The sequence below is a fragment of the Rhodovibrio salinarum DSM 9154 genome, assembly GCF_000515255.1.
In the GTDB taxonomy this organism is placed as follows: Bacteria; Pseudomonadota; Alphaproteobacteria; order Kiloniellales; family Rhodovibrionaceae; genus Rhodovibrio; species Rhodovibrio salinarum.
Genome location: NZ_KI911559.1, coordinates 1,191,937 through 1,216,910, shown reverse-complemented (window position 1 = coordinate 1,216,910; position 24,974 = coordinate 1,191,937). Strand labels below are relative to the sequence as shown.

At 67.5% G+C, this 24,974-nt stretch carries 21 protein-coding genes and 1 tRNA gene; 18 read left to right on the top strand and 4 right to left on the bottom strand.

Translation table 11 applies throughout. The features are described 5' to 3' along the window. Positions 1-90: 90 nt before the first annotated feature. The 4 genes from RHOSA_RS0105695 to RHOSA_RS20730 all read left to right on the top strand — a co-directional run bounded on the left by RHOSA_RS0105695 (position 91) and on the right by RHOSA_RS20730 (position 3,546). On the top strand, positions 91-1,467 hold the full coding sequence (locus tag RHOSA_RS0105695) for an aspartate aminotransferase family protein (protein WP_027287917.1): 1,377 nt from the start codon (positions 91-93) through the stop codon (positions 1,465-1,467). 109 nt (positions 1,468-1,576) lie between these two features. Then, positions 1,577-2,446, top strand: a complete 870-nt coding sequence (gene aguB / locus RHOSA_RS0105690) for an N-carbamoylputrescine amidase (RefSeq protein WP_027287916.1) — start codon at positions 1,577-1,579, stop codon at positions 2,444-2,446. Between the two features lie 76 nt (positions 2,447-2,522). Beyond that, positions 2,523-2,598: transfer RNA gene (locus RHOSA_RS0105685), tRNA-Thr, on the top strand. A gap of 57 nt (positions 2,599-2,655) precedes the next feature. Beyond that, complete coding sequence (locus RHOSA_RS20730; protein ID WP_037255758.1) at positions 2,656-3,546, top strand: squalene/phytoene synthase family protein; 891 nt, start codon at positions 2,656-2,658, stop codon at positions 3,544-3,546. Between the two features lie 12 nt (positions 3,547-3,558). On the opposite strand, the gene RHOSA_RS0105675 is transcribed toward RHOSA_RS20730, so the two are convergent. Continuing rightward, positions 3,559-4,206: a DUF4396 domain-containing protein gene (locus tag RHOSA_RS0105675; protein ID WP_027287915.1), complete on the bottom strand. Its 648-nt coding sequence runs from the start codon at positions 4,204-4,206 to the stop codon at positions 3,559-3,561. Positions 4,207-4,399: 193 nt separating this feature from the next. On the opposite strand from RHOSA_RS0105675, the gene RHOSA_RS0105670 reads away from it, so the two are divergent. The 6 genes from RHOSA_RS0105670 (at position 4,400) to preA (ending at position 11,235) form a co-directional block, all read left to right on the top strand. After that, a complete protein-coding gene (locus RHOSA_RS0105670) occupies positions 4,400-4,915 on the top strand; it encodes a phage tail protein (protein ID WP_027287914.1) in 516 nt (171 codons plus the stop codon). Next, positions 4,912-5,349, top strand: coding sequence for a phage tail protein (locus tag RHOSA_RS0105665; protein WP_027287913.1), 438 nt, complete (start codon positions 4,912-4,914; stop codon positions 5,347-5,349). The genes RHOSA_RS0105670 and RHOSA_RS0105665 overlap by 4 nt, the downstream gene beginning before the upstream one ends. Before the next feature lie 149 nt (positions 5,350-5,498). Beyond that, positions 5,499-6,725, top strand: a complete 1,227-nt coding sequence (locus RHOSA_RS0105660; RefSeq protein WP_027287912.1) for an acyl-CoA dehydrogenase — start codon at positions 5,499-5,501, stop codon at positions 6,723-6,725. Positions 6,726-6,767: 42 nt separating this feature from the next. Continuing rightward, positions 6,768-8,117 (top strand): 3-hydroxyacyl-CoA dehydrogenase NAD-binding domain-containing protein, encoded by a 1,350-nt coding sequence (locus RHOSA_RS0105655; RefSeq protein WP_027287911.1) that lies wholly within the window; start codon positions 6,768-6,770, stop codon positions 8,115-8,117. A gap of 375 nt (positions 8,118-8,492) precedes the next feature. Beyond that, positions 8,493-9,854, top strand: coding sequence for an NAD(P)-dependent oxidoreductase (locus RHOSA_RS0105650; protein WP_027287910.1), 1,362 nt, complete (start codon positions 8,493-8,495; stop codon positions 9,852-9,854). A gap of 61 nt (positions 9,855-9,915) precedes the next feature. Then, positions 9,916-11,235 carry an NAD-dependent dihydropyrimidine dehydrogenase subunit PreA gene (gene preA / locus RHOSA_RS0105645; RefSeq protein ID WP_027287909.1) on the top strand — a complete coding sequence of 440 codons (1,320 nt, stop codon included), beginning with the start codon at positions 9,916-9,918 and terminating at the stop codon, positions 11,233-11,235. Positions 11,236-11,264: 29 nt separating this feature from the next. Here the strand turns inward: preA and RHOSA_RS20725 are convergent, their stop codons facing one another. Further along, a complete protein-coding gene (locus tag RHOSA_RS20725) occupies positions 11,265-11,999 on the bottom strand; it encodes a TetR/AcrR family transcriptional regulator (protein ID WP_081728506.1) in 735 nt (244 codons plus the stop codon). A gap of 655 nt (positions 12,000-12,654) precedes the next feature. On the opposite strand from RHOSA_RS20725, the gene RHOSA_RS0105630 reads away from it, so the two are divergent. The 8 genes from RHOSA_RS0105630 (at position 12,655) to RHOSA_RS0105595 (ending at position 22,647) form a co-directional block, all read left to right on the top strand. After that, positions 12,655-13,521, top strand: coding sequence for a nitrilase-related carbon-nitrogen hydrolase (locus RHOSA_RS0105630; protein WP_027287907.1), 867 nt, complete (start codon positions 12,655-12,657; stop codon positions 13,519-13,521). Positions 13,522-13,555: 34 nt separating this feature from the next. Then, on the top strand, positions 13,556-14,809 hold the full coding sequence (locus RHOSA_RS0105625; RefSeq protein ID WP_027287906.1) for a Zn-dependent hydrolase: 1,254 nt from the start codon (positions 13,556-13,558) through the stop codon (positions 14,807-14,809). 43 nt (positions 14,810-14,852) lie between these two features. Beyond that, positions 14,853-15,710 carry an ABC transporter ATP-binding protein gene (locus RHOSA_RS0105620; RefSeq protein WP_081728505.1) on the top strand — a complete coding sequence of 286 codons (858 nt, stop codon included), beginning with the start codon at positions 14,853-14,855 and terminating at the stop codon, positions 15,708-15,710. Then, positions 15,700-16,644: an ABC transporter permease gene (locus tag RHOSA_RS0105615; RefSeq protein ID WP_081728504.1), complete on the top strand. Its 945-nt coding sequence runs from the start codon at positions 15,700-15,702 to the stop codon at positions 16,642-16,644. Before RHOSA_RS0105620 ends, RHOSA_RS0105615 begins: the two co-directional genes overlap by 11 nt. Then, positions 16,641-17,837 (top strand): ABC transporter permease, encoded by a 1,197-nt coding sequence (locus tag RHOSA_RS0105610; protein ID WP_051431844.1) that lies wholly within the window; start codon positions 16,641-16,643, stop codon positions 17,835-17,837. The genes RHOSA_RS0105615 and RHOSA_RS0105610 overlap by 4 nt, the downstream gene beginning before the upstream one ends. A 44-nt stretch (positions 17,838-17,881) precedes the next feature. Continuing rightward, positions 17,882-18,889 (top strand): ABC transporter substrate-binding protein, encoded by a 1,008-nt coding sequence (locus RHOSA_RS0105605; protein ID WP_027287902.1) that lies wholly within the window; start codon positions 17,882-17,884, stop codon positions 18,887-18,889. A 122-nt stretch (positions 18,890-19,011) separates the two neighbouring features. After that, positions 19,012-20,457, top strand: coding sequence for a dihydropyrimidinase (gene hydA, locus RHOSA_RS0105600; protein ID WP_027287901.1), 1,446 nt, complete (start codon positions 19,012-19,014; stop codon positions 20,455-20,457). Between the two features lie 396 nt (positions 20,458-20,853). Then, positions 20,854-22,647 (top strand): IlvD/Edd family dehydratase, encoded by a 1,794-nt coding sequence (locus RHOSA_RS0105595; protein WP_027287900.1) that lies wholly within the window; start codon positions 20,854-20,856, stop codon positions 22,645-22,647. Between the two features lie 74 nt (positions 22,648-22,721). On the opposite strand, the gene RHOSA_RS0105590 is transcribed toward RHOSA_RS0105595, so the two are convergent. Both RHOSA_RS0105590 and RHOSA_RS0105585 read right to left on the bottom strand, forming a co-directional pair. Then, the gene (locus tag RHOSA_RS0105590) at positions 22,722-23,498 is read right to left on the bottom strand and encodes an ATP-binding cassette domain-containing protein (protein ID WP_037255754.1); all 777 of its coding nucleotides are present in this window, start codon (positions 23,496-23,498) and stop codon (positions 22,722-22,724) included. An 11-nt stretch (positions 23,499-23,509) separates the two neighbouring features. Continuing rightward, entirely contained in the window at positions 23,510-24,823 is a 1,314-nt protein-coding gene (locus tag RHOSA_RS0105585; RefSeq protein ID WP_027287898.1) for a sugar ABC transporter permease, read from the bottom strand. Positions 24,824-24,974: the final 151 nt, after the last annotated feature.

The following is a 24,974-nucleotide window of genomic DNA, read 5'->3' as shown; positions in this document are numbered from 1 at the left end:
CCTGCGCCCGGATCGGCTTCAACCCCTGAGGACGCGGCCTGCCGCCGCCGTTTCTCCCCTCAGGATTTCCCGTTCGGAGCCGACCCCGACATGACCAGCCAACCCGACCAGACCGTCCGCTGGCGCGAAAGCGACACCGCGCATCACCTGCACCCCTTCACCGACTACAAGGGCCTTGCCGAGGAAGGCGGCAGCCGGATCATCACCCACGCCGACGGCGTGCACCTGACCGACAGCGAGGGCCGGCGCATCCTGGACGCCATGGCCGGGCTGTGGTGCGTCAACGTCGGCTACGGCCGGCCGGAGCTGGCGCAGGCCGCCTACGACCAGATGCTGCAGCTGCCCTACTACAACGCCTTCTTCAAGACGGCGACGCCGCCCTCGATCGAGCTTGCGGCCAAGCTGGCCGAGCTGACGCCGAAGGGCCTGGACCGGGCGTTCTTCGGCTCCTCCGGCTCGGACGCCAACGATACGATGGTGCGGATGGTCCGGCACTTCTGGGCGCTCAAGGGCCAGCCGGAAAAGACGGTCTTCCTCTCCCGCGTGCACGCCTACCACGGCTCGACCATGGCCTCCGCGTCGCTGGGCGGTCAGGCGGCGATGCACGGCCAGGGTGGCCTGCCGCTGCCCGGCTTCGAGCATGTGATGCCGCCCTACTGGTTCGACTACGGCGGCGAGCTGTCGCCCGCCACCTTCGGGGAGGCCGCCGCCCAGGCGGTCGAGGACAAGATCCTGTCGATCGGCCCGGAAAACGTGGCCGCCTTCGTTGGCGAGCCGCTGCAGGGCGCGGGCGGCGTGATCATCCCGCCGGAGACCTACTGGCCGCGGGTGCAGGATATCTGCCGCAAGTACGACGTGCTGCTGATCGTGGACGAGGTGATCACCGGCTTCGGGCGCACCGGCCACTGGTTCGCCAGCGAATACTACGGCCTGGAGCCCGACCTGATGATCCTGGCCAAGGGGATCACCAGCGGCTATCTGCCGCTGTCCGCGGTGATGGTCGGCCCGCGCGTGGCGGACACGCTGATCGCCGAGGGCGGCGAATTCTTCCACGGCTTCACCTATTCCGGCCACCCGGTCGCCTGCGCGGTCGCGCTGGAAAACCTGGCGATCCTGGAACGCGAGCAGCTGGTCGAGAAGGTCCGCGACGACACCGGCCCCTACCTGGCCCGGCGACTGGCGGAGTTGCGCGACCATCCGATCGTGGGCGAGGTCCGGTCGCTGGGCCTGGTTGGCGCGGTCGAGCTGTGCGCCGACCCGGCGACCCGCCGACACTTCGAACCACTGGGCAAGGCGGGAACGATCTGCCGCGACCATTGTTTCGCCTCGGACGTGATCCTGCGGGCGGTGCGCGACGCCATGATCGTCTCCCCGCCGCTCACGTTCGAGCGCACGCATATCGACCAGATGGTCGACACGCTGCGGACCTGCATCGACCGCACCGCGCGCGATCTGGGTGTGCTCTAGCCAGCCGCCCAGCACCGGCACGGGCGCGTTGCCCCTTGGTCTCGCGCCCGTTTGCTGATGCAATCGACCGCAGTCAGGACGAGCCACCGACAAGGGGCGGACACCCAAGATGCGCGAGATCACCGTCGCGGCCACGCAGATGGCCTGCAGTTGGGATACGCACGACAACCTGGACCGGGCGGAAGCCTTGGTCCGCCAGGCCGCGGCCGACGGCGCCCAGGCGATCCTGCTGCAGGAGCTGTTCGAGACGCCCTACTTCTGCAAGGACCAGAAGGCGGAGCTGTTCAACCTCGCCCGCCCGTTCGAAGGACATCCGGTGATCGCGCGCTTCGCCGCGCTGGCAGGCGAATTGGGCGTGGTGCTGCCGATCTCCTTCTTCGAACGCGCCAACACCGCGCACTACAATTCCCTCGCCATGATCGACGCCGACGGCACGATCCTGGGCGTCTACCGCAAGAGTCACATCCCCGATGGGCCGGGTTATCAGGAGAAGTTCTACTTCAACCCCGGCGACACCGGTTTCATGGTGTTCGACACCCACTTCGGGCGCATGGGCACGGCGATCTGCTGGGACCAGTGGTTCCCGGAAGCCGCGCGCGCGATGGCGCTGATGGGCGCGGAGGTGCTGTTCTACCCGACCGCGATCGGCAGCGAACCGCAGGACCCCACCCTGGACAGCCGCGGCCACTGGCAGCGGGTGATGCAGGGCCACGCCGCCGCCAACCTGATGCCGGTGGTCGCCAGCAACCGGATCGGCGCGGAAGAAGGCGACAGTTGCACCGTCACCTTCTACGGCCGCTCGTTCGTCACCGACAACACCGGCGCCCTACTGGCCGAAGCCGGTGAGGACCGCGAAACCGCCGTCGCCGCCACCTTCGACCTCGACGCGCTCGCCAACCAGCGGGCTGCCTGGGGCCTGTTCCGCGACCGCCGGCCGGAACTGTACGATCCGCTGCTGACATTGGACGGGAAGTTGTAGGCAACGCGCGCCCACGTTCCTTGCGAGCGCCTGGATGCGCAGATATCTTGCGGCTGTCGTGCCCACCGGGGCCAGCGCCGGCGTAGCTCAACTGGCAGAGCAACCGATTTGTAATCGGTAGGTTGGGAGTTCGAGTCTCTCCGCCGGCACCAAGCGCATTGCCCCGTGCCGCTTCCTTCCCTTGTCATAAATAAGGACGCTACTCGCCCATGACCGCCGCCACGTTCGATCCGGCGCCGGCACATTCGCACTGGGATATCGGCGAGGTGCGCCAAGTGGTGCGCGCGGCCGGCACCTCGTTCTTCTGGGGCATGCGGCTGTTGCCGCGCGAACGGCGCGAGGCCGCCTATGCCGTCTACGCCTTCTGCCGGGCGGTCGACGACGTCGCCGATGGCAATGAGACGCAGACCCGCAAGCTGGACCGGCTGGACAGCTGGCGCGCGGAAGTCAACCGGATCTACCGCGGCCGGCCGCAGACCGCGACGACGCGCGTGCTCGCCAGCTATCGCGACCGCTTTTCCCTGCCGCGCGAGGAGTTCCACGCGGTGATTGACGGCATGGCGGTCGACGCGCGCGGCGGCCTGGTCGCCCCGACCTTCGCCGAGCTACGCGACTACTGCCGGCAGGTCGCGGGCGCGGTCGGCATGCTGACCATGCAGATCTTCGGCGATGGCGACCCGCAGGCAACCGCCTACCGCAAGCACGAGATCGCGGTCGCACTGGGCGAAGCTTTGCAGTTCACCAACATCCTGCGCGACCAGGCGGGCGACGGCGCGGAAGGCCGGCTGTACCTGCCGAGCGACCTGCTGGCCGATGCCGGGGTCGACGCGCGCGATGCCGCCGGCGTCCTCGCAGACCCGAACCGGATTGGTGCTTGCCGCGCGCTGGCCGAACAGGCGCGTCGCCGCTACGCCGAAGTACGCACGCAGCTGGCGGAGCTGCACCCGGCCTCGGCGCGGCCCTGCCGGATCATGCTGGAAGTCTACGCCCGGCTGCTGACGCAGCTCGAAGCCGAGGGCTTCCCGGGGGACCGACGCGTACGCCTGAGCAAGCCGGTCAAAACCTGGACCGCCCTGCGCGCGGCCCTGGACGGCCGGTAGGCGCCTGGATCCTCAGTGCGCGTGGGCGGCGTGCGCCTTCGGGCTGTGCATGCCTTCCTTCACGCCGAAGCGGATCAGCAACACGTTGACCGGATAGGCCGCGACCAGCCCGATCGTCAGCGACACCACCAGCGAAATCCAGAACAAGGCCGCCCCGATGCCGGCCGAGCCAGCAAGCCAGAGGTCGACCGCGATCGCGGTGACTTCCATGACGGCGATGCTGGCGGTCTCGCTCCACAGCGTATCGGACAGGGCCTCGCGGAAGGATTCGCCACCCTGCATCAACGGCCCGATGGTCAGGGCGAAGCCCGCCACATAAGCGGCGGCAAAGGTGACGAGCGCGGTCGCCGTGGTCCCCAAGCCAAGCAGCCCGACGGTGAGCAGCAGGCCGCCGATTTCGCCCAGCCCGCAGCCGGAATAGCAGTGCGCGACCGACCGGAAGGCCCGGCGCGCCAGATCGTCGTGCGGTATCTGCTTGCGCCCCGCCCAGAAATAGCCGGCCAGGCCGAGCGGCCCGGAATACAGCACGGTCAGAATCCAGACCCAGCGCATCAGGCCCTGAATCTCCGGATTGTTGCGCCGCAAATCGCGCAGCAGCAGGACAACGCTGGCCGCCGCCGTGACGGCCCAGAGCGCCAGGATCGTTTGCAACAGGGTCATCGTGTCTCGGTCCTTGTCCTTATCTCTGGCTTCGAACCGTTTGGTTGACTGACAGGTGGTGTTTGCCCCCACTGGAAGGTCAACCCGACGCCATCCACAATGGCTGTGAATGCTGTATGGCCGGCGCAAGCAAGGGTGCCGTCCAATCAACCGTGCGTTGACCCCGACGAGCGGTCACCGCATCCTACCCCGCATGCCCACGCGCCGCTTCGTCGATCGTTTCCGCCCAAACATCCGCCTGCCCGACCTGCGGGTGCCGGGTTTCGCGGCCGGCGGCGGTCGGCCGGACCCGATCCTGAACGGTCATTTCCGGGTTTTGATCGGCGAGACGGAAGTCGGCGTGCGGCAGGTCTCGGACTTGCAGCTAACCGATCCCAAGCGCACGGCCGATGGCGCGGCGCAAACGGTCACCCTGACCCGCGCGATCGACAGCGACCAGACCTTCTACCGCTGGCGCCGGGATGCCGCACGCAGCGGCGATGACCGGCGCCGGGTGCGCATCCATCACCTGCGCCAGCCCTGGGACGAAACGCCTGCCTGGACCTTTACCTTGCTCCAGGCCTTCCCGGTGCGCTGGACCGGGCCGCGGTTCGATGCGGTATGGCCCGAGCTCGCCTTGGAGGAACTCGAACTCAGCTACACCACGATCAGCTGGGTGCTGGCGAAACCGAAGGGCGATGCCCGCGACGACGAAGGGAACACGACATGACCAGCCATCCGCTGCTGAACTTCCACTTCACCGTCGAGTGGGGTGGCACCCGCTTGGGCTTTACGCGCGTCGAAGGCCTGACGGCGGAAACGGACGTGACCTACTACCGGGAAGGCAACAGCCCGGAATACGCGCCACGCCCGATCCCCACCGTGATCCGATACGCCGACATCGTTCTGCACCGGGGCATCGTAGCCGGCGACAACGACCTCTACGCTTGGTTCCGCACGGTCGAAGGAATGAAGGCAGAGCGCCGGGATATCAGGATTGCACTGCTCAACGAGGAGCACACCCCCGTCGTGGTGTGGCGGGTGAAGGGCGCCTTCATCCGCAAGATCGAGGGACCGGCCCTGTCCGGAACCGGCGACTACGGCGGCATCGCGATCGAGCGTATGGTGCTGGCGCACGACGGCTTCACGATTGAGCACGGCTAGCCGGCGCCAGCGCTGGCAGAAAGGCCCGGGGTGGCTTGCCCCGCCCGCAGGCGGCTATAATCTCGCCGTCAGAGACGCATGCGCCCGGCCGCCTGCGCCCCGCGCGCGCCGGACCAAGCCGACGTCACCGAACGCATGAAGGACCCGCCATGACGCCCGCCGATCCCGCGCCGAAGACCGACCCCGCGCGGCAGGAGAAGCCGCCGTTCGCCTGGGACGATCCGCTGCGCCTGGACGAGCAGCTCAGCGATGAAGAGCGGATGATCCGCGACAGCGCGCGGGACTATTGCCAGGACAAGCTGATGCCGCGCGTGCTGGAGGCGAACCGCCACGAGCGCACCGATCGCGCGGTGATCAACGAGATGGGCGAACTCGGCCTGCTCGGCGCCACGATCCCGGAAGCCTACGGCGGGGCGGGCGTCAACGCCGTCTCCTACGGCCTGATCGCACGCGAGGTGGAGCGGGTCGACAGCGCCTACCGTTCGGCGCTCAGCGTGCAGTCGTCGCTGGTCATGCACCCGATCCACGCTTACGGCAGCGAAAGCCAGAAGCAGAAGTTCCTGCCCAAGCTGGCCAGCGGCGAATGGCTCGGCTGCTTCGGCCTGACCGAGCCGGACGCCGGCTCCGACCCCGGCTCGATGAAGACGCGCGCCAAGCAGGTCGACGGCGGCTACACGCTGTCGGGCGCGAAGATGTGGATCACCTCCTCCCCGATCGCCGACGTCTTCATCGTTTGGGCCAAGTCGGACGCGCACGACGGCAAGATCCGCGGCTTCATCCTGGAACGCGGGATGGAAGGCCTGAGCAGCCCGAAGATCGAAGGCAAGTTTTCGCTGCGCGCCTGGGACACCGGCGAGATCGTGATGGACGAGGTGTTCGTGCCGGAGGAGAACCTTCTGCCCAACGTCTCCGGCATCAAGGGCCCGTTCGGCTGCCTGAACAAGGCGCGCTACGGCATCTCCTGGGGCGCCGTGGGAGCGGCGGAGTTCTGCTGGCACGCCGCCCGGCAGTACACGCTGGACCGCAAGCAGTTCGGCAAGCCGCTCGCCCAGACCCAGTTGGTCCAGAAGAAGCTGGCCGACATGCAGACCGAGATCGCGCTCGCCCTGCAGGGTGCCTTGCAGCTTGGCCGCCTGATGGATGCCGGACGCGACACGCCGGAGATGATCTCAATGATGAAACGCAACGCCTGCGGCAAGGCGCTGGAGATCGCCCGGCAGGCGCGCGACATGCACGGCGGCAACGGCATCGCCGACGAGTACCACGTGATCCGCCACGTCATGAACCTGGAAGCGGTCAACACCTACGAGGGCACGCACGACATCCACGCCCTGATCCTCGGCCGCGCGCAGACCGGCCTGCAGGCCTTCCAGTAGGCGTTTCACCTCGCGGAGACGCGTGGCCAAGCAGGGGGCTTGATGACGGACAACGCCATTCGGCGCGTCGGGGTGGTCGGCGCCGGGCGCATGGGGACCGGGATCGCGCAGGCCTGCATGCTGTCCGGGCTCCCCACCGTGCTGGTCGACCGCGATCCCCCGACCGCCGATCGCGCACAAAGGACCCTTCGGGATGCCCTTGACCGTGCGGTCGAACGCGGGCGGCTGAACGCGGCGGAGCGCGACCGCGCGCTGGCCGGGCTGACGGTCGGGCGGCTGGACGCGTTGGCCGACAGCGACCTGATCATCGAGGCGATTCCCGAGGATTTCGAGGCCAAGGCGGCGCTGCTCCGCGACCTGGCCGCAACAGTGCCCACCGCCCGCTTGGCGACCAACACCCGTACGCTGTCGGTCACCGCGCTGGGCCAGGCCATCGGCCGGACCGATCTGGCCGGCCTGCACTTCGTGCCCCCGGTACCGCGAACCCGCGTGGTCGAGGTGGTGTGCGCCGCGCCCGCCTGGGCACCGCTCAACGAGTTTGCCATGCGTCTGGGTAAGGTCGCGCTGCGCGTCGCGGACAGTCCCGGTTTTCTGGTCGACCGCTGTTCCCAGCCGCTGTTCCTGGAAGCCGGGCGCATGCGCGCCGAGGGCCTGGCCGACGTCGACGCGCTGGACGGCTGCCTCGCCACCGCGCTGGGCGCGCCGCTGGGCCCGTTCGCACAGATCGACCTCACGGGCACGAATGTCGCCGCCGAACACGCCGAACGGCTGTGGCAGGCACTCGGGCAGCCCGCGCGGTTCGCCCCCGATCCCAAGGTCGCCGAGCTGGCGGCCAGCGGCAAGCTCGGCTGGCAGAGCGGCAGCGGCTTCTACGATCACCCCCGCCCGACGCCTGAAACACCGGAAGCCGTCAACGAGGTCGGGCCGTTCATGGAGCTGCTGGCCCAGGTCTGCCCGGTCGCCACGACCGACGGCCGTACGGCCGCGGAGCGCGCGGGATCGAACGGCCTCGCCCTGCTGGACATCGCCCCGGCCCCGTTCATGGAGCGCCCCTGCCTCGCCTTCACGACCGCCGGGCTGGACGCGGCGACTAGGCACGAACTGCACAAGACCGCCCGGCACGAGGGGATCGCGCTGGTCGAGGTGTCCGACAGCCCGGGCTTGATCGCCCTGCGCGCGGCAAGCGTGCTGGTCAACGAGGCCGGCTTCGCCGCCGCGGAAGGCGTCGGCGATCTGGAGACAATCGACCGGGCGCTGCAGCTGGGGCTGTCCTGGACGATCGGGCCGAAACGCCTGAGCGAGCGGTTCGCCCCGGCGATCCGACAAACCTTGCAAAAGCTGGAAGCCCGCGACGGCCGCGGCATCTACCTGCCGGCTCCCGAGACCTCCTGACGGGCGGAAGGAATAAACGGCATCCCGCCTTCGCGATTGCGGACGAAACGCGGTGAGGCCCGGACGGCGAATCTGTGCTCGGAAAGCGTGGGGCATGAGATATCAAAAAAACCGGCGGCCCGCTGCCTCAAAGCGCCCGCGCGGCGCTGGCGCTGCAAGCGTTTTCGAAGCCGCACCAGAACACCTAAGCCCAAGAGCGAGAGCGAGAGCGAGAGCCAGGCTACGCGTCTGAGTTGATGAGACCACCTTATAGAACTTGACCGATCGATCAGGTTTTGCGTCAATGGGGGCTTCCGCTGGTGCGCTGGCGGGTCGGACCATAGGCCGGCGAGGCGCACACGCGCGACCGCCGGGCCGCAGACCGGGGAGCTCACGTTGGCGGAAAGCACGCACCCGCGGGACGTCTCAACGGGCCGGCTGGCTCCGGATCAACTGGCGAGCAACTTCGCCGACGCCTATCCGCCGCTCAGCGACCATGCGGCGGTTGTGGAAGCGTCACGCTGCTACTTCTGTTACGACGCGCCCTGCCTGAACGCCTGCCCCACGCAAATCGACATCCCGCTGTTCATCCGCCAGATCGCCGCCGGGAACAACCTGGGCGCGGCGGAAACGATCCTGCAGCAGAACGTGATGGGCGGCATGTGCGCGCGCGTCTGCCCAACCGAAACGCTGTGCGAGGAAGCCTGCGTGCGCGTCGCCAGCGAGGGCAAGCCGGTCAAGATCGGTCTGCTGCAGCGCCACGCCACCGATGCTTTGTTCGAAGACGGCCGTCAGGTGTTCGCGCGCGCCGCGCCGACCGGCAAGACGGTCGCGGTGGTCGGCGCCGGCCCGGCGGGTCTCGCCTGCGCGCACCGGCTGGCGGTGTTGGGCCATGACGTGACGATGTTCGACGCCCGGCCCAAGGGCGGCGGCCTGAACGAATACGGCATCGCCGCGTACAAGGCGGTGGACGACTTCGCCCAACGCGAACTCGCCTACATCCTCGAGATCGGCGGCATCCAGCTTGAAACCGGCAAGGCGCTCGGCCGCGACATGCAACTGGCCGACCTGCGGCGCGACTACGACGCGGTCTTCCTCGGCATGGGCCTCGCCGGGGTCAACGCGCTGGGGGTCGAGGGCGAGGACCTTGACGGTGCGCTGGACGCGGTCGACTACATCGCCGACCTACGCCAAGCGCGCGACCTGAGCAGCCTGCCGGTCGGCCGCCGGGTCGTCGTGGTCGGCGGCGGCATGACGGCGGTCGACATCGCCGTACAGTCCAAGCTCCTGGGCGCGGAGGACGTCACGATCGTCTATCGCCGCGGACCGGACCGGATGAACGCCAGCGTCGTCGAGCAGGAGCACGCGCAGACCGCCGGCGTGCAGATCAAGCACTGGCTGGCGCCCAAGCGCGTCCTGGGCGGCCCTGAGGGGGTCACGGGGATCGAACTGGAATACACCCGGACCGGCAGCAACGGCCAGTTGGAAGGCACCGGCGAGACACGGACGCTGGCGGCGGACGTCGTGTTCAAGGCGATCGGCCAGACACTCGGCGCCAACGGGGCGCTGACCGCCGACGAGACGGCGATCGCGCTGGAGGGCGGACGCATCCGCGTCGACGCTGCGCGCGCGACCTCGTTGCCCGGCGTCTGGGCGGGCGGCGATTGCATCGCCGGCGGCGAGGACCTGACCGTCGCCGCCGTCGAGGACGGCAAGCAGGCCGCCCTTTCGATCCACACGCATCTGCTGTCGGCCTGATCCGGCCGGCGTTCCCTTTCCCTATAACCAGGGCCACGCGAAACCGGCCGGGAGCCATGCCATGGTCGACCTTTCCACGGACTTCCTGGGCATCAAGTCGCCCAACCCCTTCTGGCTCGCCTCCGCCCCACCGACCGACAAGGCCTACAACGTCGAGCGGGCGTTCAAGGCCGGCTGGGGCGGGGTTGTCTGGAAGACGCTGGGCGAAGACCCGCCGATCGTGAACATCTCCGGGCCGCGCTACGGCGCGCTCTACGGCAGCGATCGCCGGGTGATCGGCTTCAACAACATCGAACTGATCTCCGATCGGCCGCTGGAAACCAACTTGCAGGAGATCAAGGAGGTCAAGGCGCGCTGGCCGGACCGCGCCATCGTGGTCTCGCTGATGGTGCCCTGCACGGAGGAAAGCTGGAAGGCGATCGTCAAACGGGTCGAGGCGACCGGGGCGGACGGCATCGAACTCAACTTCGGCTGCCCGCACGGCATGTCGGAACGCGGCATGGGCTCGGCCGTCGGACAGGTGCCGGAATACGTCGAGATGGTCACCCGCTGGTGCAAACAGCACACCCGCATGCCGGTGATCGTGAAGCTGACCCCGAACGTCACCGACGTGCGCCAGCCCGCGCGCGCCGCAAAAGCGGGCGGCGCCGACGCGGTGTCGCTGATCAACACGATCAACTCGATCGTCAGCGTCGACCTGGACCAGATGGCCCCCGCGCCGACCACCGACGGCAAGGGCACACACGGCGGTTACTGCGGCGAAGCGGTCAAGCCGATCGCGCTCAACATGGTCGCCGAGATCGCGCGCGATCCCGAAACCCGCGGCCTGCCGATCTCCGGCATCGGCGGCATCACCACCTGGCGCGACGCCGCCGAGTTCATGGCACTCGGCGCCGGCAACGTTCAGGTCTGCACCGCGGCGATGGTCTACGGCTTCCACATCGTCGAAGAAATGACGTCAGGTCTCGCGAACTGGATGCGCGACAAGGGCTACGAGCGCATCGACCAGTTCGTCGGCAAGGCGGTCCCAAATGTCACCGACTGGCAGTACCTGAACCTGAACTACGTGGTGAAGGCGCGCATCGACCAAGAGAAATGTATCGAGTGCGGGCGCTGCCACATCGCCTGCGAAGACACCTCGCATCAGGCGATCACGGCGACCAAGGACGGTGTGCGCCATTTCGAGGTGGTCGACGAGATGTGCGTCGGCTGCAACCTGTGCGTCGACGTCTGCCCGGTGCCCGACTGCATCACCATGGAACACCAGACCGAAGGCGTGGACCCACGCACTGGCATGGCGATCACGACCGCGTACGGCAACTGGACCACCCACCCGAACAACCCGCAGAACTGCGTTAGCGAAACCGAACCAGCGGAGTAGCTAAGGCGCGCCAGCCTGCGGCGCGGAGGTCAGGATGAGGTCAAGGGTTCAAGCCCAACCCCGCGCAGGATGATCGCGGTAACCTCCTCCTTGGCGCGCTCGAACTGCACGTCGCTCAACTCCTGGCCGCCGTTCAGGGTCGTGATCTGGTGGCCGAAGTCGGCATAGTGCTGGGTGGTCGCCCAGATCATGTAGAGCAGCGTGTACGGCTCGACCGGCGCGATCCGGCCTTCGCGCACCCAGCGCGCGATCGCGGCGGCCCGGTCGGCCGTCCATTCGGTCAGGCGCGTTTCAAGATAGTCCTGGATCAGCGGGGCGCGGTGCATCACCTCGCTCGCCCAGACCTTCGAGCCCAGGGGATACTGCCGGGACATGTCCATCTTGGCGTGGATATAGCGGGTCAGGGCCGTGCGTGGATCGTCGATCGTGTCCAGCGAGTCGGCAGCCTTCAGCCAGATCTGGAAAATCCGGTCCACTACCTGGCGATACAGCGCCAGCTTGGTCGGGAAATAGTAGTGCAGGTTCGCTTTGGGTACGCCCGCGCGCTCGGCGATCAGGCGGGTGGTCGCACCCTCGAAGCCGTAATCGGCAAACACCGATTCCGCAGCCGCCAGCAACGCCTGCTCGTTGACTGTCCGGATCGCGGCCTTGCTGCGCGCCCGGCCCGCCCGCGTGCGCGTCGGTGCGCGCTCCTCGGCAGCGGTATTATCGGAGGCAGCGGTATTATCGGAACCGGACGCGTCGTGCGCGCGCGTTGTCTCCATCTGTCATGTCCCTCCTCCCCGACCGGGACGGGCCGAGGGGCAGATCAGCCGTACCGGTACGTGTGGTTGTCTTGAACCGGCAAGAGCCAGCACGGGCAACGGCCTACCCGTCTGACGTAGCGCCCACGTCAGAAATGGCACGCACGCCGGGTCAGAGACCAGGACCAATCGAGCCGAGATTCGTCTTGACCGTGTGCACGTCGCTCGCTCAGGATACTAGCCTGACCAACTGGTCAGGTTAAATGATAGCGGCCCGCCCGGGCGATGATGACAAGGCCCGGGAGAAGAATGCGGCCAGGTCCCGCCTGCCCCGTCAGGCGCAAGCGGGCCTTGAGACCGCGCCAGATGGCCGCGCAAATAACAGGGAGCGCGCGGGAGCCAGCCGGCGGGCGGACGAGGAAGCGTCGATCACGGGCGAAGCGCTTGAGTGCCGCGCTTGAGACGTCCCGACGCGTTCCGCCGCATGTGAGCCCTTCACGCGAACGTTCCAGTCGACAATCGACCGGCACCCGGCACGTCCGAACCCGGGTGCGCGGTTCCGGCCGCACGAGGTGCGTCCGCACCAACGCCGTGTCTGCGTTTCAATCGACCGCAGCCGGTGAACAGGTCGGGTGTATCCTGCGGAAGCCGAGACCATGCAGGGGACGTGAAGCCGATGGCGAAGCTGAAGACCGGCCTGATCCAGATGAGTCTGAAGGGCACCACCGACATGACCCCGGATGAAATCCGGGAGCGCATGCTGAAGGCGCACGCCCCCTTGATCGACGATGCCGGACAGCAGGGCGTTCAGGTGCTGTGCTTCCAGGAGGTCTTCACCCAACCTTACTTCTGCCCCAGCCAGGACACCAAGTGGTACGACGCAGCGGAAGCCATTCCGGACGGCCCGACGACCAAGCTGATGCAGGCGTACGCCAAGAAGTACGCGATGGTCATCGTCGTACCGATCTACGAGGAGCGGATGCCGGGCGTGTACTATAACACCGCCGCGGTGATCGACGCCGACGGCAGCTACCTCGGCAAGTACTCCAAGACGCACATCCCGCAGGTCGCCGGCTTCTGGGAGAAGTTCTTCTTCAAGCCCGGCGCCTCCGATTACCCGGTGTTCAACACCGCCTACTGCAAGCTGGGCGTCTACATCTGCTACGATCGCCACTTCCCGGAAGGCTGGCGCGCGCTGGCGCTGAACGGCGCGGAGTATGTGGTCAACCCCTCGGCTACCGTTGCGGGGCTGTCGCAGTACCTCTGGGAGCTGGAGCAGCCGGCCTCGGCGGTGGCCAACGGCTACTTCATCGGCGCGATCAATCGGGTCGGCTGGGAGGCGCCGTGGAATATCGGCGAGTTCTACGGCAACAGCTACGTCGTCAACCCGCGCGGCCAGATCGAGGCGCAGGCCAGCCAGGACAAGGACGAGTTGCTGGTCCACGAGATCGACCTCGACATGGTCCGGGAGGTCCGCAACCTCTGGCAGTTCTTCCGCGACCGCCGGCCCGACACCTACGATCCGCTGATCGAACTGAACTGAGCGCAAGCGGCACACCGGGTCGGGAGGTACCAACATGGACGGCCAGCAGATCACCAACCTCGCCATCGACGATAAGCGGCTGTGGGATGCGCTGATGGAGGTCGCGCAATACGGGGCGACCGCCAAGGGCGGCAACAACCGCCTGACCCTGACCGACCTGGACCGGCAGGTGCGCGACCTGTTCGCCGAATGGTGCGCCCAAGCGGGCATGCGCGTCAGCGTCGATCAGATGGGCAACATGTTCGCCCGCCGGCCGGGCACGCGCGATGACCTCGCCCCCGTCATGGCGGGCAGCCATCTGGACACCCAGCCGACCGGCGGCAAGTACGACGGCGTGCTGGGCGTGCTCGCCGCGCTGGAGATGGTGCGCACCCTGAACGACCGTGGCATCGAGACCGAGCGGCCGATCGAGATCGTCAACTGGACGAACGAGGAGGGCTCCCGCTTCGCCCCGGCGATGATCGCCTCGGGCGTGTTCGCCGGCGCCTTCACGATGGACTGGGCCTACGCCCGCGCCGACCGCGACGGCAACACGCTCGGCACGGAGCTGGAGCGGATCGGCTACAAGGGCGACGCGCCGGTCGGCGGACGCGACATCCACGCCTTCTTCGAACTGCACATCGAACAAGGCCCGATCCTGGAAGCCGAGGAGAAGACGGTCGGCGTGGTCACCGACTGCCAGGGCCAACGCTGGTACGAGCTGACCCTGACCGGCTTCGAGGCGCACGCTGGCCCGACCCCGATGGACCGCCGGCGCGATGCGCTTGTGGGCGCCGCGCAGGTGATCGACCTGGTCAACCGGATCGGTCTGGAGCGCGCGCCCGACGCCCGCGCCACCGTCGGCCAGATCGACGTGCACCCGAACTCCCGCAACGTGATCCCGGGCGAGGTCTTCCTGACGATCGACTTCCGCCACCCGGACGACGCGGCGCTGGAGGAGATGTGCGCGGCGCTGGAGGCCGGCGTCGCCGAGATCGCCGAGCGGACCGGCCTGGACCGCAAGCTGGAGCAGATCTTCTCGTTCGCGCCCGTGCACTTCGACGAAACCTGCGTGGCGGCCGTGCGCGAAGGCGCCAAGGCGTGCGGCTACAGCCACCGCGACATCCTCTCCGGCGCCGGACACGACGCGGTCTACATCGCCGCCGTCGCACCAACCGCGATGGTGTTCGTGCCCTGCGTCGACGGGGTCAGCCACAACGAAACCGAAGAGTGCAAGCCCGAATGGGTGACCGCCGGGGCCAACGTGCTGCTGCACGCGGTCCTGGAGATGGCCGGCCGGGTGGGGTGAACCAACGCGCAACCGACCGCTTCACACGCTGCCGCGAGGTGACATGACGCCATCCGCCGATCCTGCCCCCGCGACCGCGCCGGTCGACCCGGCCGCCCGCCCCGTCGCCGCAACTGCTGCAGACGGCCCCGTGGTCCGCACGCAGAACCTGTCGCTGACCTTCCAGACCGCCGACGGCCCGGTCTATGCGCTGAGCGACATCGACCTGCGCGTGGAGGAAGGCGACTTCGTCTCGCTGATCGGACCGTCCGGCTGCGGCAAGACCACCTTGCTGCGCGTGATCGCCGACCTGGAGCAACCCACCCAGGGCGAGATCCAGGTCAACGGCGTCAGCCCGCACCAGGCGCGCCTCAACCGCTCCTACGGTTATGTCTTCCAGGCCGCCGGGCTCTACCCCTGGCGCACGATCGAGCGCAACGTGACCCTGCCGCTGGAGATCATGGGCGTGCCCCAGGCCGAGCGGCGGGAGCGCGCGGCCACGTACCTGGAGATGGTCAACCTCGCGGGCTTCGAGCGGAAATACCCCTGGCAGCTCTCCGGCGGCATGCAGCAGCGCGCCTCGATCGCCCGGGCCCTGTGCTTCGATCCCGATCTGTTGCTGATGGACGAACCGTTCGGCGCGCTCGACGAGATCGTCCGCGACCACCTGAACGAACAGTTGCTGAAGCTCTGGGACACCACCGGCAAGACGGTCGTGTTCGTCACCCACTCGATTTCCGAGGCGGTGTTCCTGTCCAACAAGATCGTGGTGATGTCACCGCGCCCGGGGCGGGTCGCCGATGTCATCGAAACCGACTTCCCGCGCGACCGTGATCTCGATATCCGCGAGACGCAGGCGTTCATCGACGTCGCCCATCGGGTGCGTATGGGCCTGCGCCAGGGCATGGCCGATGACGACTGACGCGCAGATCGCGACCACGCCCGACGCACCGGCGCGCGGGCGCCTGCGCGCCGGCCTGGACCGGGCGGTACAGGGCCGCGCCCTGCCGATCGCGGTCGTCAGCGTAGCGATCATCGTGCTGTGGTACGCGCTTGCGATCTGGATGAACGCGGACCTGCAAATCAACCGTTTCGAGCGCGGCGATCAGGCCTGGACATTCGGCGAGCTGGTGCTCGGCACCTGGTCGCAGGACCGGCCGATGCTGCCCGCCCCGCACCAGATTCTGGCCGAGCTGAACAAAACGGTCTTCGAAACCTCGATCACCAGCGTGCGCAGCCTCGTCTACCACAGCTGGGTGACACTCTCCTCGACCCTCGCCGGGTTTGGCATCGGCACGCTTTTAGGAATCCTACTGGCGGTCGGGATCGTGCATGCCCGGTCGCTGGAGAAAAGCCTACTGCCCTGGATCATCTCCTCCCAGACGGTGCCGATCCTGGCGATCGCGCCGATGATCGTGGTGGTGCTGGGGGCGATCGGCCTGAAGGGGCTGATCCCCAAGGCCGTGATCTCGATGTACCTCTGCTTCTTCCCGGTCGCGATCGGCATGGTGAAGGGCCTGCGTTCGCCCGACCTGTTGCAGATGGACCTGATGCGCACCTATTCCGCCAGCCGCTGGCAAACCTTCTGGCTGCTGCGCTGGCCGTCCTCCCTGCCGTTCCTGTTCGCCAGCCTGAAGGTCGCCATCGCGATCAGCCTGGTCGGCGCGATCGTCGCCGAGCTGCCGACCGGGGCGCAGGCCGGTTTGGGCGCGCGCATGCTGGCGGGCTCGTACTACGGCCAAACGATCCAGATCTGGTCGGCGCTGGTGGCCGCCTCCGTCCTGGCCGCCACGCTGGTCGGTCTGGTCGCGGTCGGGGAACGCTGGGCCCACCGGCGCATGGGGGCGACGCCATGAGCGTGCAGATCGACACGAGCGTGCCCCGACCCAACGCGCTCGGCCGTCCAGACCCTTGGTGCACGGCCGCCCTGCTCTTGGGCGTGCTCGCCCTCGCCTTCCCGCTCGCCCTGGCGCGCGAGGAGACGGCGGCGGTGGGCTGGCTGGACCGGCCGGGCGCGCTGGTTGCGCTTCTGGCCCTGCTGGCGGGCGCGGGGCTGGGCCTGGCGCGGCAGACCGGCGTGGTGCGTGGCCTGGGTCCGGCTGCTTACGGCTTCGTGCTGCTGGCCGCTTCGGCGTGGGCGATGGTAAGCGCGCTCGGGCTTGTCCACGATGTCGGCGCGCAAGCAACGCGCGGCTTCTGGCTGTTCGTTCTGGTGACCTGGCTGATCGCCTGGCGGGCGGTCGACGGCATCGCGGCGTTCAGCGTCCGCGACCAACGCATCCAGCGGGCGGTCGATACGGTGGTGCCGGCGGTGTTCGGTCTCACGCTGCTGTTCCTGTGGGAAGTGCTGGCGCTCGGCTTCGGCGTGCCACAGGTGCTGCTGCCCGCGCCCAGCCTGATCGGGGACCGGATCGCCAATTCCACCGGCACCCTGGCCGCCGACTTCAAGCAGACCTTCCTGCGCGCGGTGCTGAGCGGCTACGTGATGGGCTGCACCGCTGGGCTGGTGGTGGCCGTGCTGGTCGACCGGGTGCCGTTCCTGAAGCGCGGGCTGCTACCGCTCGGCAACCTGGTGAGCGCGCTGCCGATCGTCGGCATCGCGCCGATCATGGTGATGTGGTTCGGCTTCGACTGGCAGTCGAAGGCGGCCGTCGTGGTCGTCATGACCTTCTTCCCGATGCTGGTGAACACGGTCGCCGGCCTGAACGCGGCGGACGCGCAGCAGCGCGAACTGATGCGTTCCTACGCCGCCAGCTATCGGCAGACGCTCCTGATGCTGCGGCTGCCGTCGGCGATGCCGTTCATCTTCAACGCGCTGAAGATCAACTCCACGCTCGCGCTGATCGGCGCGATCGTCGCGGAGTTCTTCGGCACTCCCACCGTGGGCATGGGGTTCCGGATCTCCACCGAGGTGGGGCGCATGAACGTCGACATGGTGTGGGCCGAGATCGCGATGGCGGCCCTCGCCGGCTCGGTGTTCTACGGCGCGGTCGCGCTCGTCGAGCGGACCGTGACCTTTTGGCACCCGTCCTACCGCCAGCGGCGTTAGGCGCGGAACAACAAGACGCATAACCGAACAGGGAAGGGTCCTTGATGAAGAAGGTTTTGGCAGGTGTTGCCGCCCTGGCGCTCGGCCTGGGCGTCACCGCGGCCCAGGTCGGCCAGGCGGAGGCGGCCGACGAGGTCACGCTGCAGTTGAAGTGGGTCACGCAGGCGCAGTTCGCGGGCTACTACGTCGCCCAGGATCAGGGCTTCTACGAGGACGCCGGGCTCGACGTGACGATCCAGCCGGGCGGTCCGGACATCGCCCCGCCGCAGGTGATCGCCGGCGGCGGCGCGGATGTGATCATCGACTGGATGCCCTCGGCGCTGGCTTCGCGCGAGAAGGGCGTGCCGCTGGTCAACATCGCCCAGCCGTTCCAGCGCTCGGGCATGATGCTGACCTGCCGCGAGGAGACCGGTATCAAGGAGCCGCAGGATCTGCGCGGCCACACGCTGGGGGTCTGGTTCTTCGGCAACGAGTATCCCTTCCTGGCCTGGATGTCGCAGCTCGACATCCCGACCGACGGCTCGGACGAGGGTGTCGAGGTGCTGAAGCAGGGCTTCAACGTCGACCCGCTGCTGCAGGAGCAGGCGGCCTGCATCTCCACCATGACCTATAACGAGTACTGGCAGGTGATCGACGCCGGCCTGTCGCCCGACGACCTCGTGGTCTTCAAGTACGAGGACCAGGGCGTCGCCACCCTCGAAGACGGCCTGTACGTCATGGAGGATCGGCTGGACGACCCCGCGTTCGTCGACACGATGGCCCGCTTCGTCGACGCCAGCATGAAGGGCTGGACCTGGGCGCGCGACCACCAGGAAGAGGCGGCGATGATCGTCCTGGAAAACGACGCCACCGGCGCCCAGACCGAGAAGCACCAGGTCCGCATGATGGGCGAGATCGCCAAGCTGCTCGGCGACGGCGAGGGCGTCCTGGATCCGGCCGATTATGAACGCACGGTCAAGACCCTGCTGCAGGGCGGCTCCGATCCCGTCATCACCAAGGAGCCGACCGGTGCCTGGACCCACAAGGTGACCGACAAGATGCAGGAGATGTAGCCAGACCGCACCGGCCCCGGCGGGCATTCCGCCGGGGCCGGTTTCGGTATTGCCGGCCGATTCCGGGCGGCCATCCGCCCGCGCGCTGAAACGAACGCAGACGAGGATCAAGGGGACGGACAATGAGCTTGCTGGTGAAGGGCGGAACGGTCGTCAACGCCGACCACTCCCAACGCGCCGACGTACTGATCGAGGGCGACAAGATCGTCGCCGTCGGCACCGACCTGAACGCGCCCGAAGACGCCGAGGTACACGACGCCAGCGGCTGCTACGTCATGCCCGGCGGCATCGACCCGCACACCCACATGCAGCTGCCGTTCATGGGCACGGTCGCTTCGGAGGACTTCTACACCGGCACCCGCGCGGCGCTGGCCGGCGGCACGACGATGATCATCGACTTCGTGATTCCGGCCCCGCAGCAGGACGTCATGGAAGCCTGGGAGACCTGGAACGGCTGGGCGGAGAAAGCCTGCGCCGACTACTCCTTCCACGTCGCGATCACCTGGTGGGACGACAGTGTCGGCCAGGCGATGGAGACGCTGGCGACCGAGAAGGGGGTCAACAGCTTCAAGCACTTCCTGGCCTACAAGGGCGCCATCATGGCGGACGACTCGGTGCTGGCGAAGTCGTTCCACAAGGCCCGCGAATTGGGCGCGATCTGCACCGTCCACGCCGAGAACGGCGAATTGATCGCCCACCTGCAGCAGGAGATGCTGAAGATGGGCATCACCGGGCCGGAAGGCCACCCGCTGTCGCGCCCTTCGGAGCTGGAAGGCGAAGCCGCGGAACGCGCGATCACCTTCGCTGATGTGATGAACGTACCGCTCTACATCGTGCACAACTCCTGCAAGGAGTCGGTAGACGCGATCGCCCGCGCCCGCGCACAGGGTCAGCGTGTGTTCGGGGAGGCGCTGGCCGGGCACATGCTGATCGACGACAGCGTCTATCAGAACAAGGATTGGGACACGGCCGCGCACTACGTGATGAGCCCGCCGTTCCGCCCGAAGGGCCATCAGGAGGCGATCTGGGCGGCGTTGCAGGCGGGTACGCTGCAGACCACCGCAACCGACCACGCCTGCTTCTGCACCTCGCAGAAACGCATGGGGCACAACAACTTCACCCAGATCCCCAACGGCACCGCGGGCGTCGAAGACCGGATGCACGTGCTCTGGCACCACGGTGTCAACGCCGGCCGCCTGACCGAGAACGAGTTCGTCGCCGCGACCAGCGCCAACACCGCCAAGATCTTCAACATATATCCGCGCAAGGGCGCGATCCTGGCGGGCGCGGACGCCGACCTCGTGATCTGGGATCCGGAACGCAAGCGCACGATCTCCAAGGACAGCCACCACATGAACATCGACTTCAACATCTTCGAAGGATGGGAAGTCACCGGCACCAACCGGACCACGATCGCCCAGGGCAAGGTGGTCTACCACGACGGCGAACTGAACGTGACCGAAGGCGCTGGTCGCTACATCCCGCGCCCGACCTTCCCGCCCTACTACCAGGCGGTCGAGAAAGCCCGGCAAGACACCCTGCCCAAGCCCGTCGACCGGATGGGCTGACGCCGGTGCGCCCCGCCCCGGCCCAAGGTCGCGGCGGGGCGTCTACGCGCCTGTCTCATGACTCGTATGGTGCAGCTTGGGGCCTGTCCGCCCTAAAGCGGTGACGTCACCCGCCAAATTTAATTAATCACACAGACCGGCGCCGCGTAGATCGGCGCGCGGCGGCAGGTTTCTGCCGGCACGGCTTTCCCTGGCCAAGCCCGAAGGCGACATTATATCGTGCGGAACGACACCGGCGGATCGGCACCGGAACGCGCGCGTTAAAGTACGACTTCTTTCCAAACTGATCCGTTGCCGCTATCCTCAAATCAGGGCCGCCTGCCTCCTATTCCGCGCGGCGGCAATCGACGCGCGGAATAGGAGGCAGACTAAAAATACTACAAATTTGGAGAGATGATGAAGACCGCGCCCAAGCGTCCGCTGCGTTCGCAGGAGTGGTTCGACAATCCCGACAACCCCGGGATGACGGCGCTCTATCTGGAGCGCTACCTGAACTACGGCATCACCCGCGAGGAACTGCAGTCCGGCAAACCGATCATCGGCATCGCGCAAACCGGCTCCGACCTGTCGCCGTGCAACCGCCACCACATCGAGCTGGCCAAGCGCGTACGCGACGGGATCATCGCCGCGGGCGGGATCTGCTTCGAATTCCCGATCCATCCGATCCAGGAAACCGGCAAGCGGCCGACCGCGGCGCTGGACCGCAACCTGGCCTACTTGAGCCTGGTCGAGGTCCTGCATGGCTACCCATTGGACGGCGTGGTCCTGACGACCGGCTGCGACAAGACGACCCCAGCCCTGCTGATGGGCGCGGCGACGGCGAACCTGCCGGCCATCGCGCTGTCGGTCGGGCCGATGCTGAACGGCTGGCACAAGGGGGAGCGGACCGGCTCCGGCACGATCGTCTGGAAAGCGCGCGAGATGCTGGCCGAAGGTCAGCTCGACTTCGAGCAGTTCATCGAGAAGGTCGCCTCTTCCACGCCGTCGGTGGGCTACTGCAACACCATGGGCACAGCGACCACGATGAACTCGCTGACCGAGGCCCTGGGCATGCAGCTCCCAGGCGGGGCGGCGATCCCGGCCCCCTACCGCGAGCGCGGCCAGTTCGCTTACGAGACCGGCCAGCGGATCGTCGACATGGTGTGGGAGGACATGAAGCCGTCCGACATCATGACCCGCCAGGCCTTCGAGAACGCGATCGTCGTGAACTCGGCGATCGGCGGCTCTACCAACGCGCCGATCCACCTGAACGCGGTCGCCCGTCACCTTGGCATCGAGTTGACGAACGATGACTGGCAGCAGCTTGGCTACGAGATTCCGCTGCTGGTCAACCTGCAGCCCGCCGGCGAGTACCTTGGCGAGGACTACCACCGCGCCGGCGGCGTCCCGGCGGTGATCGGCGAGTTGTTGCGCGCCGGCAAGCTGCATGAAGGCGCGCTCAACGTGAACGGCCAAACCGTCGGCGAGAACTGCAAGGCGCGGTACGCAGAGAACCCGGACGTGATCTATCCCTTCGACAAGCCGATGCGCCCGCGGGCCGGCTTCGTCAATCTGAAGGGGAACCTGTTCAATTCCGCGATCATGAAGACGTCCGTGATCACCAACGAGTTCCGCGAACGCTACCTGTCGAACCCGGACGACCCCGAGGCGTTCGAGGGCCGGGCGATCGTGTTCGAGGGACCGGAGGATTATCACGACCGCATCGAGGACCCGGAACTGGGGGTCGACGAGCACTGCATCCTGTTCATCCGGGGCACCGGGCCGGTTGGTTACCCCGGGGGCGCCGAAGTGGTGAACATGCAGCCGCCGGCGGAGCTGTTGAAACGCGGTATCCGCTCGCTGCCCTGCATCGGCGACGGCCGCCAGTCCGGCACCTCGGGATCCGCCTCGATCCTCAATGCCTCCCCAGAAGCAGCGGTCGGCGGCGGCCTGGCGATCCTGCAGAGCGGCGACCGCGTGCGCATCGACCTGCGTCGCGGCGAGGCGAACATCCTGATCGACGACGCCGAGTTCCAGCGCCGCAAGCAGGCTTTGGACCAGGCCGGCGGCTTCGCCTACCCGGCCTCGCAGACACCGTGGCAGGAAATCCAGCGTGGGCTCGTCTCGCAGTTCGACGAGGGCATGGTGCTGAAGCCGGCGATCAAGTACCTCAACGTCGCCCACGGCAAGGTCCCGCGCGACAACCACTAAAGCAAAACGCCGGAAGGTGGAGACACCTTCCGGCATTTTGCCTTCGCAGGGCGTCTGGCGACCAGGAGCCCGTATCAGCCGGCCGGGGCTGCGGCGCCGGCCAAGGCGGCCGGCTGATTGCCCATAATCACCATCCCGAGCAGCTCGTCCTTCGTCACCTGGTCGCGGTCGACCGTGCCGACATTGCGCCCGTTTTTCAGCACCGCGAAACGGTCGGACAGGTCGAACACATCGTGGATGTCGTGGCTGATCAAGAAGATGCCGATGCCCTCGCGCTGCAGGGAACGGATCAACTCCGAGACCTGCTCGGTCTCCTGCGGTCCCAACGCGGCCGTCGGCTCGTCCATGATCAGGATCTTGGCCTCGAAATACAGCGCCCGGGCGATCGCCACCGACTGACGCTGACCGCCGGAGAGTTGGTGCACCGGCTGGACGAAGTTGGTGAAGTTCGGATTGATCCGCTTCATCAGATTCCGCGTCTCGTTCTCCATCGCCACTTCGTCCAGGAAGCCGAACCGGGTCAGGATCTCCCGTCCCAGGAAGAGGTTCGCGGCCGCGTCCAGGTTCTCGGCCAGGGCCAGGTTCTGATAGATCGTCTCGATCCCGGCGTCCTTGGCCTTGCGCGGATTGTCCATGACGACCGGCGCGCCTTGGACGCGAATCTCGCCGGAATCGGCCCTGAGCGCGCCGGAAAGCATCTTGATCAAGGTCGATTTGCCCGCGCCGTTATGGCCGAGCAGGCCGACGACCTCGCCGCGGCGAAGCGACAGATCGACGTTGTCCACGGCAACGACGCCGCCGAACGACTTGGTCATGCCCCGCATCTCGACGAGCGGTTGGCTGGCGGACATGCTGCCCTCCCTCACTTCCGGCGCTGATACAGGCGGTCGAGATAAACCGCCAGGATCAGCACCAAGCCAATGACGATGTTCTGCAGGCTGGCGGCGATCCCGACCAGCGCCATCCCGGACTGCAGCGACTGCATCACTACCGCGCCCAACACCGCACCGATCACCGAGCCGATACCGCCTCCAAGCGAGGTCCCGCCGATCACGGCGGCGGCGATCACGCGCAGTTCGTCGAGCGTGCCCAGATCGTTGGACGCCGCCTGCAAGCGCGCCGAGGTGATCGCCGCGGCGACCGCGCAGAGCACGCCCATCAAGGCGAACACCAGAACCACGGTGCGCCGGGTGCGCACGCCGGCCAGTTCGGCCGCATCCGGGTTGCCGCCGATGGCGAAGACGTGGCGGCCGAACCTGGTGCGGCGCGCCAGCAGCGCGATCGCGATCGCCACGCCGGCGAGGATCAACACCGGCACCGCCAAGCCGTGGCCGAGCTCGACGCTCTGCCCCTGCGCCACCTCGACCCCGCGGGCTTCCAGGACCTGCTGCGCGATCCGCTCGGGGAGCGGGTACGCGTTCATCGTGGCGACCACGGCGACCGTCGCCGCGGCCAGCAGCAATGCGATCATCCCCTCCGCCCAAAGCGGACGGAGCGGGAAGCCGAACTTCCGACGCCGGCGCCGCGCGTTCCAGAGCTGTGCGATCACGAGCACGATGGCCAGCACGCCAATCACCCAGCTCCACATCGGGCCGATCGTGCCGCTGACGCCGCCACCGATCACGTTGAAATTGTCATCGAGCGGCGCGATGGTCTGACCCTCTGTGACCCACCACGCAGCGCCGCGCCAGATCAGCAGACCTCCCAGCGTCACGATGAACGACGGGACGCCGCCGAACGCGACCACAGACCCCTGCACCAGGCCGATCAAACCGCCCAGCAGCATCCCGATCAGCAGGGTCAGCACCCAGATCAACGGATGCCCGTAGCCGAGGATGTCCGGCAGCACGTAGACCTGCACGGCCCCCATGACCATGGCGAGAACGCCGAGCAAGGAGCCGACCGACAGGTCGACATTGCGGGTGACGAGCACCAGCACCATGCCGGTGGCCATCACCGCGACGGCCGCGGCCTGAAGCGACAGGTTGAACAGGTTACGCGGGGTGATGAACAACCCGCCGGTGACCACGTCGAAGCCGATCCAGATAATCAACAGGGCGGCCGTCATGCCGACCAGCCGCGTATCGATTTCCGCCTCCGCGATCAGGCTGCGCAGGCCTTTGCGCGAGCTGCGGCCGACCCTGCTTCCCTCAGAGACGTCGGTTTCACTTGCCATGGCGAATCAGCCTGGCCTCCCGTGCTGTGGAACTGGCCTCAAGGACTCAAGGCGGGTAGTCCGCCGGTGGGATGATCACGCCCCATCCCACCGGCGCGGGCAAATGCGCCCAGACCCCATCGCAAGCAACGCGAGGCCAACTGCCCCACCC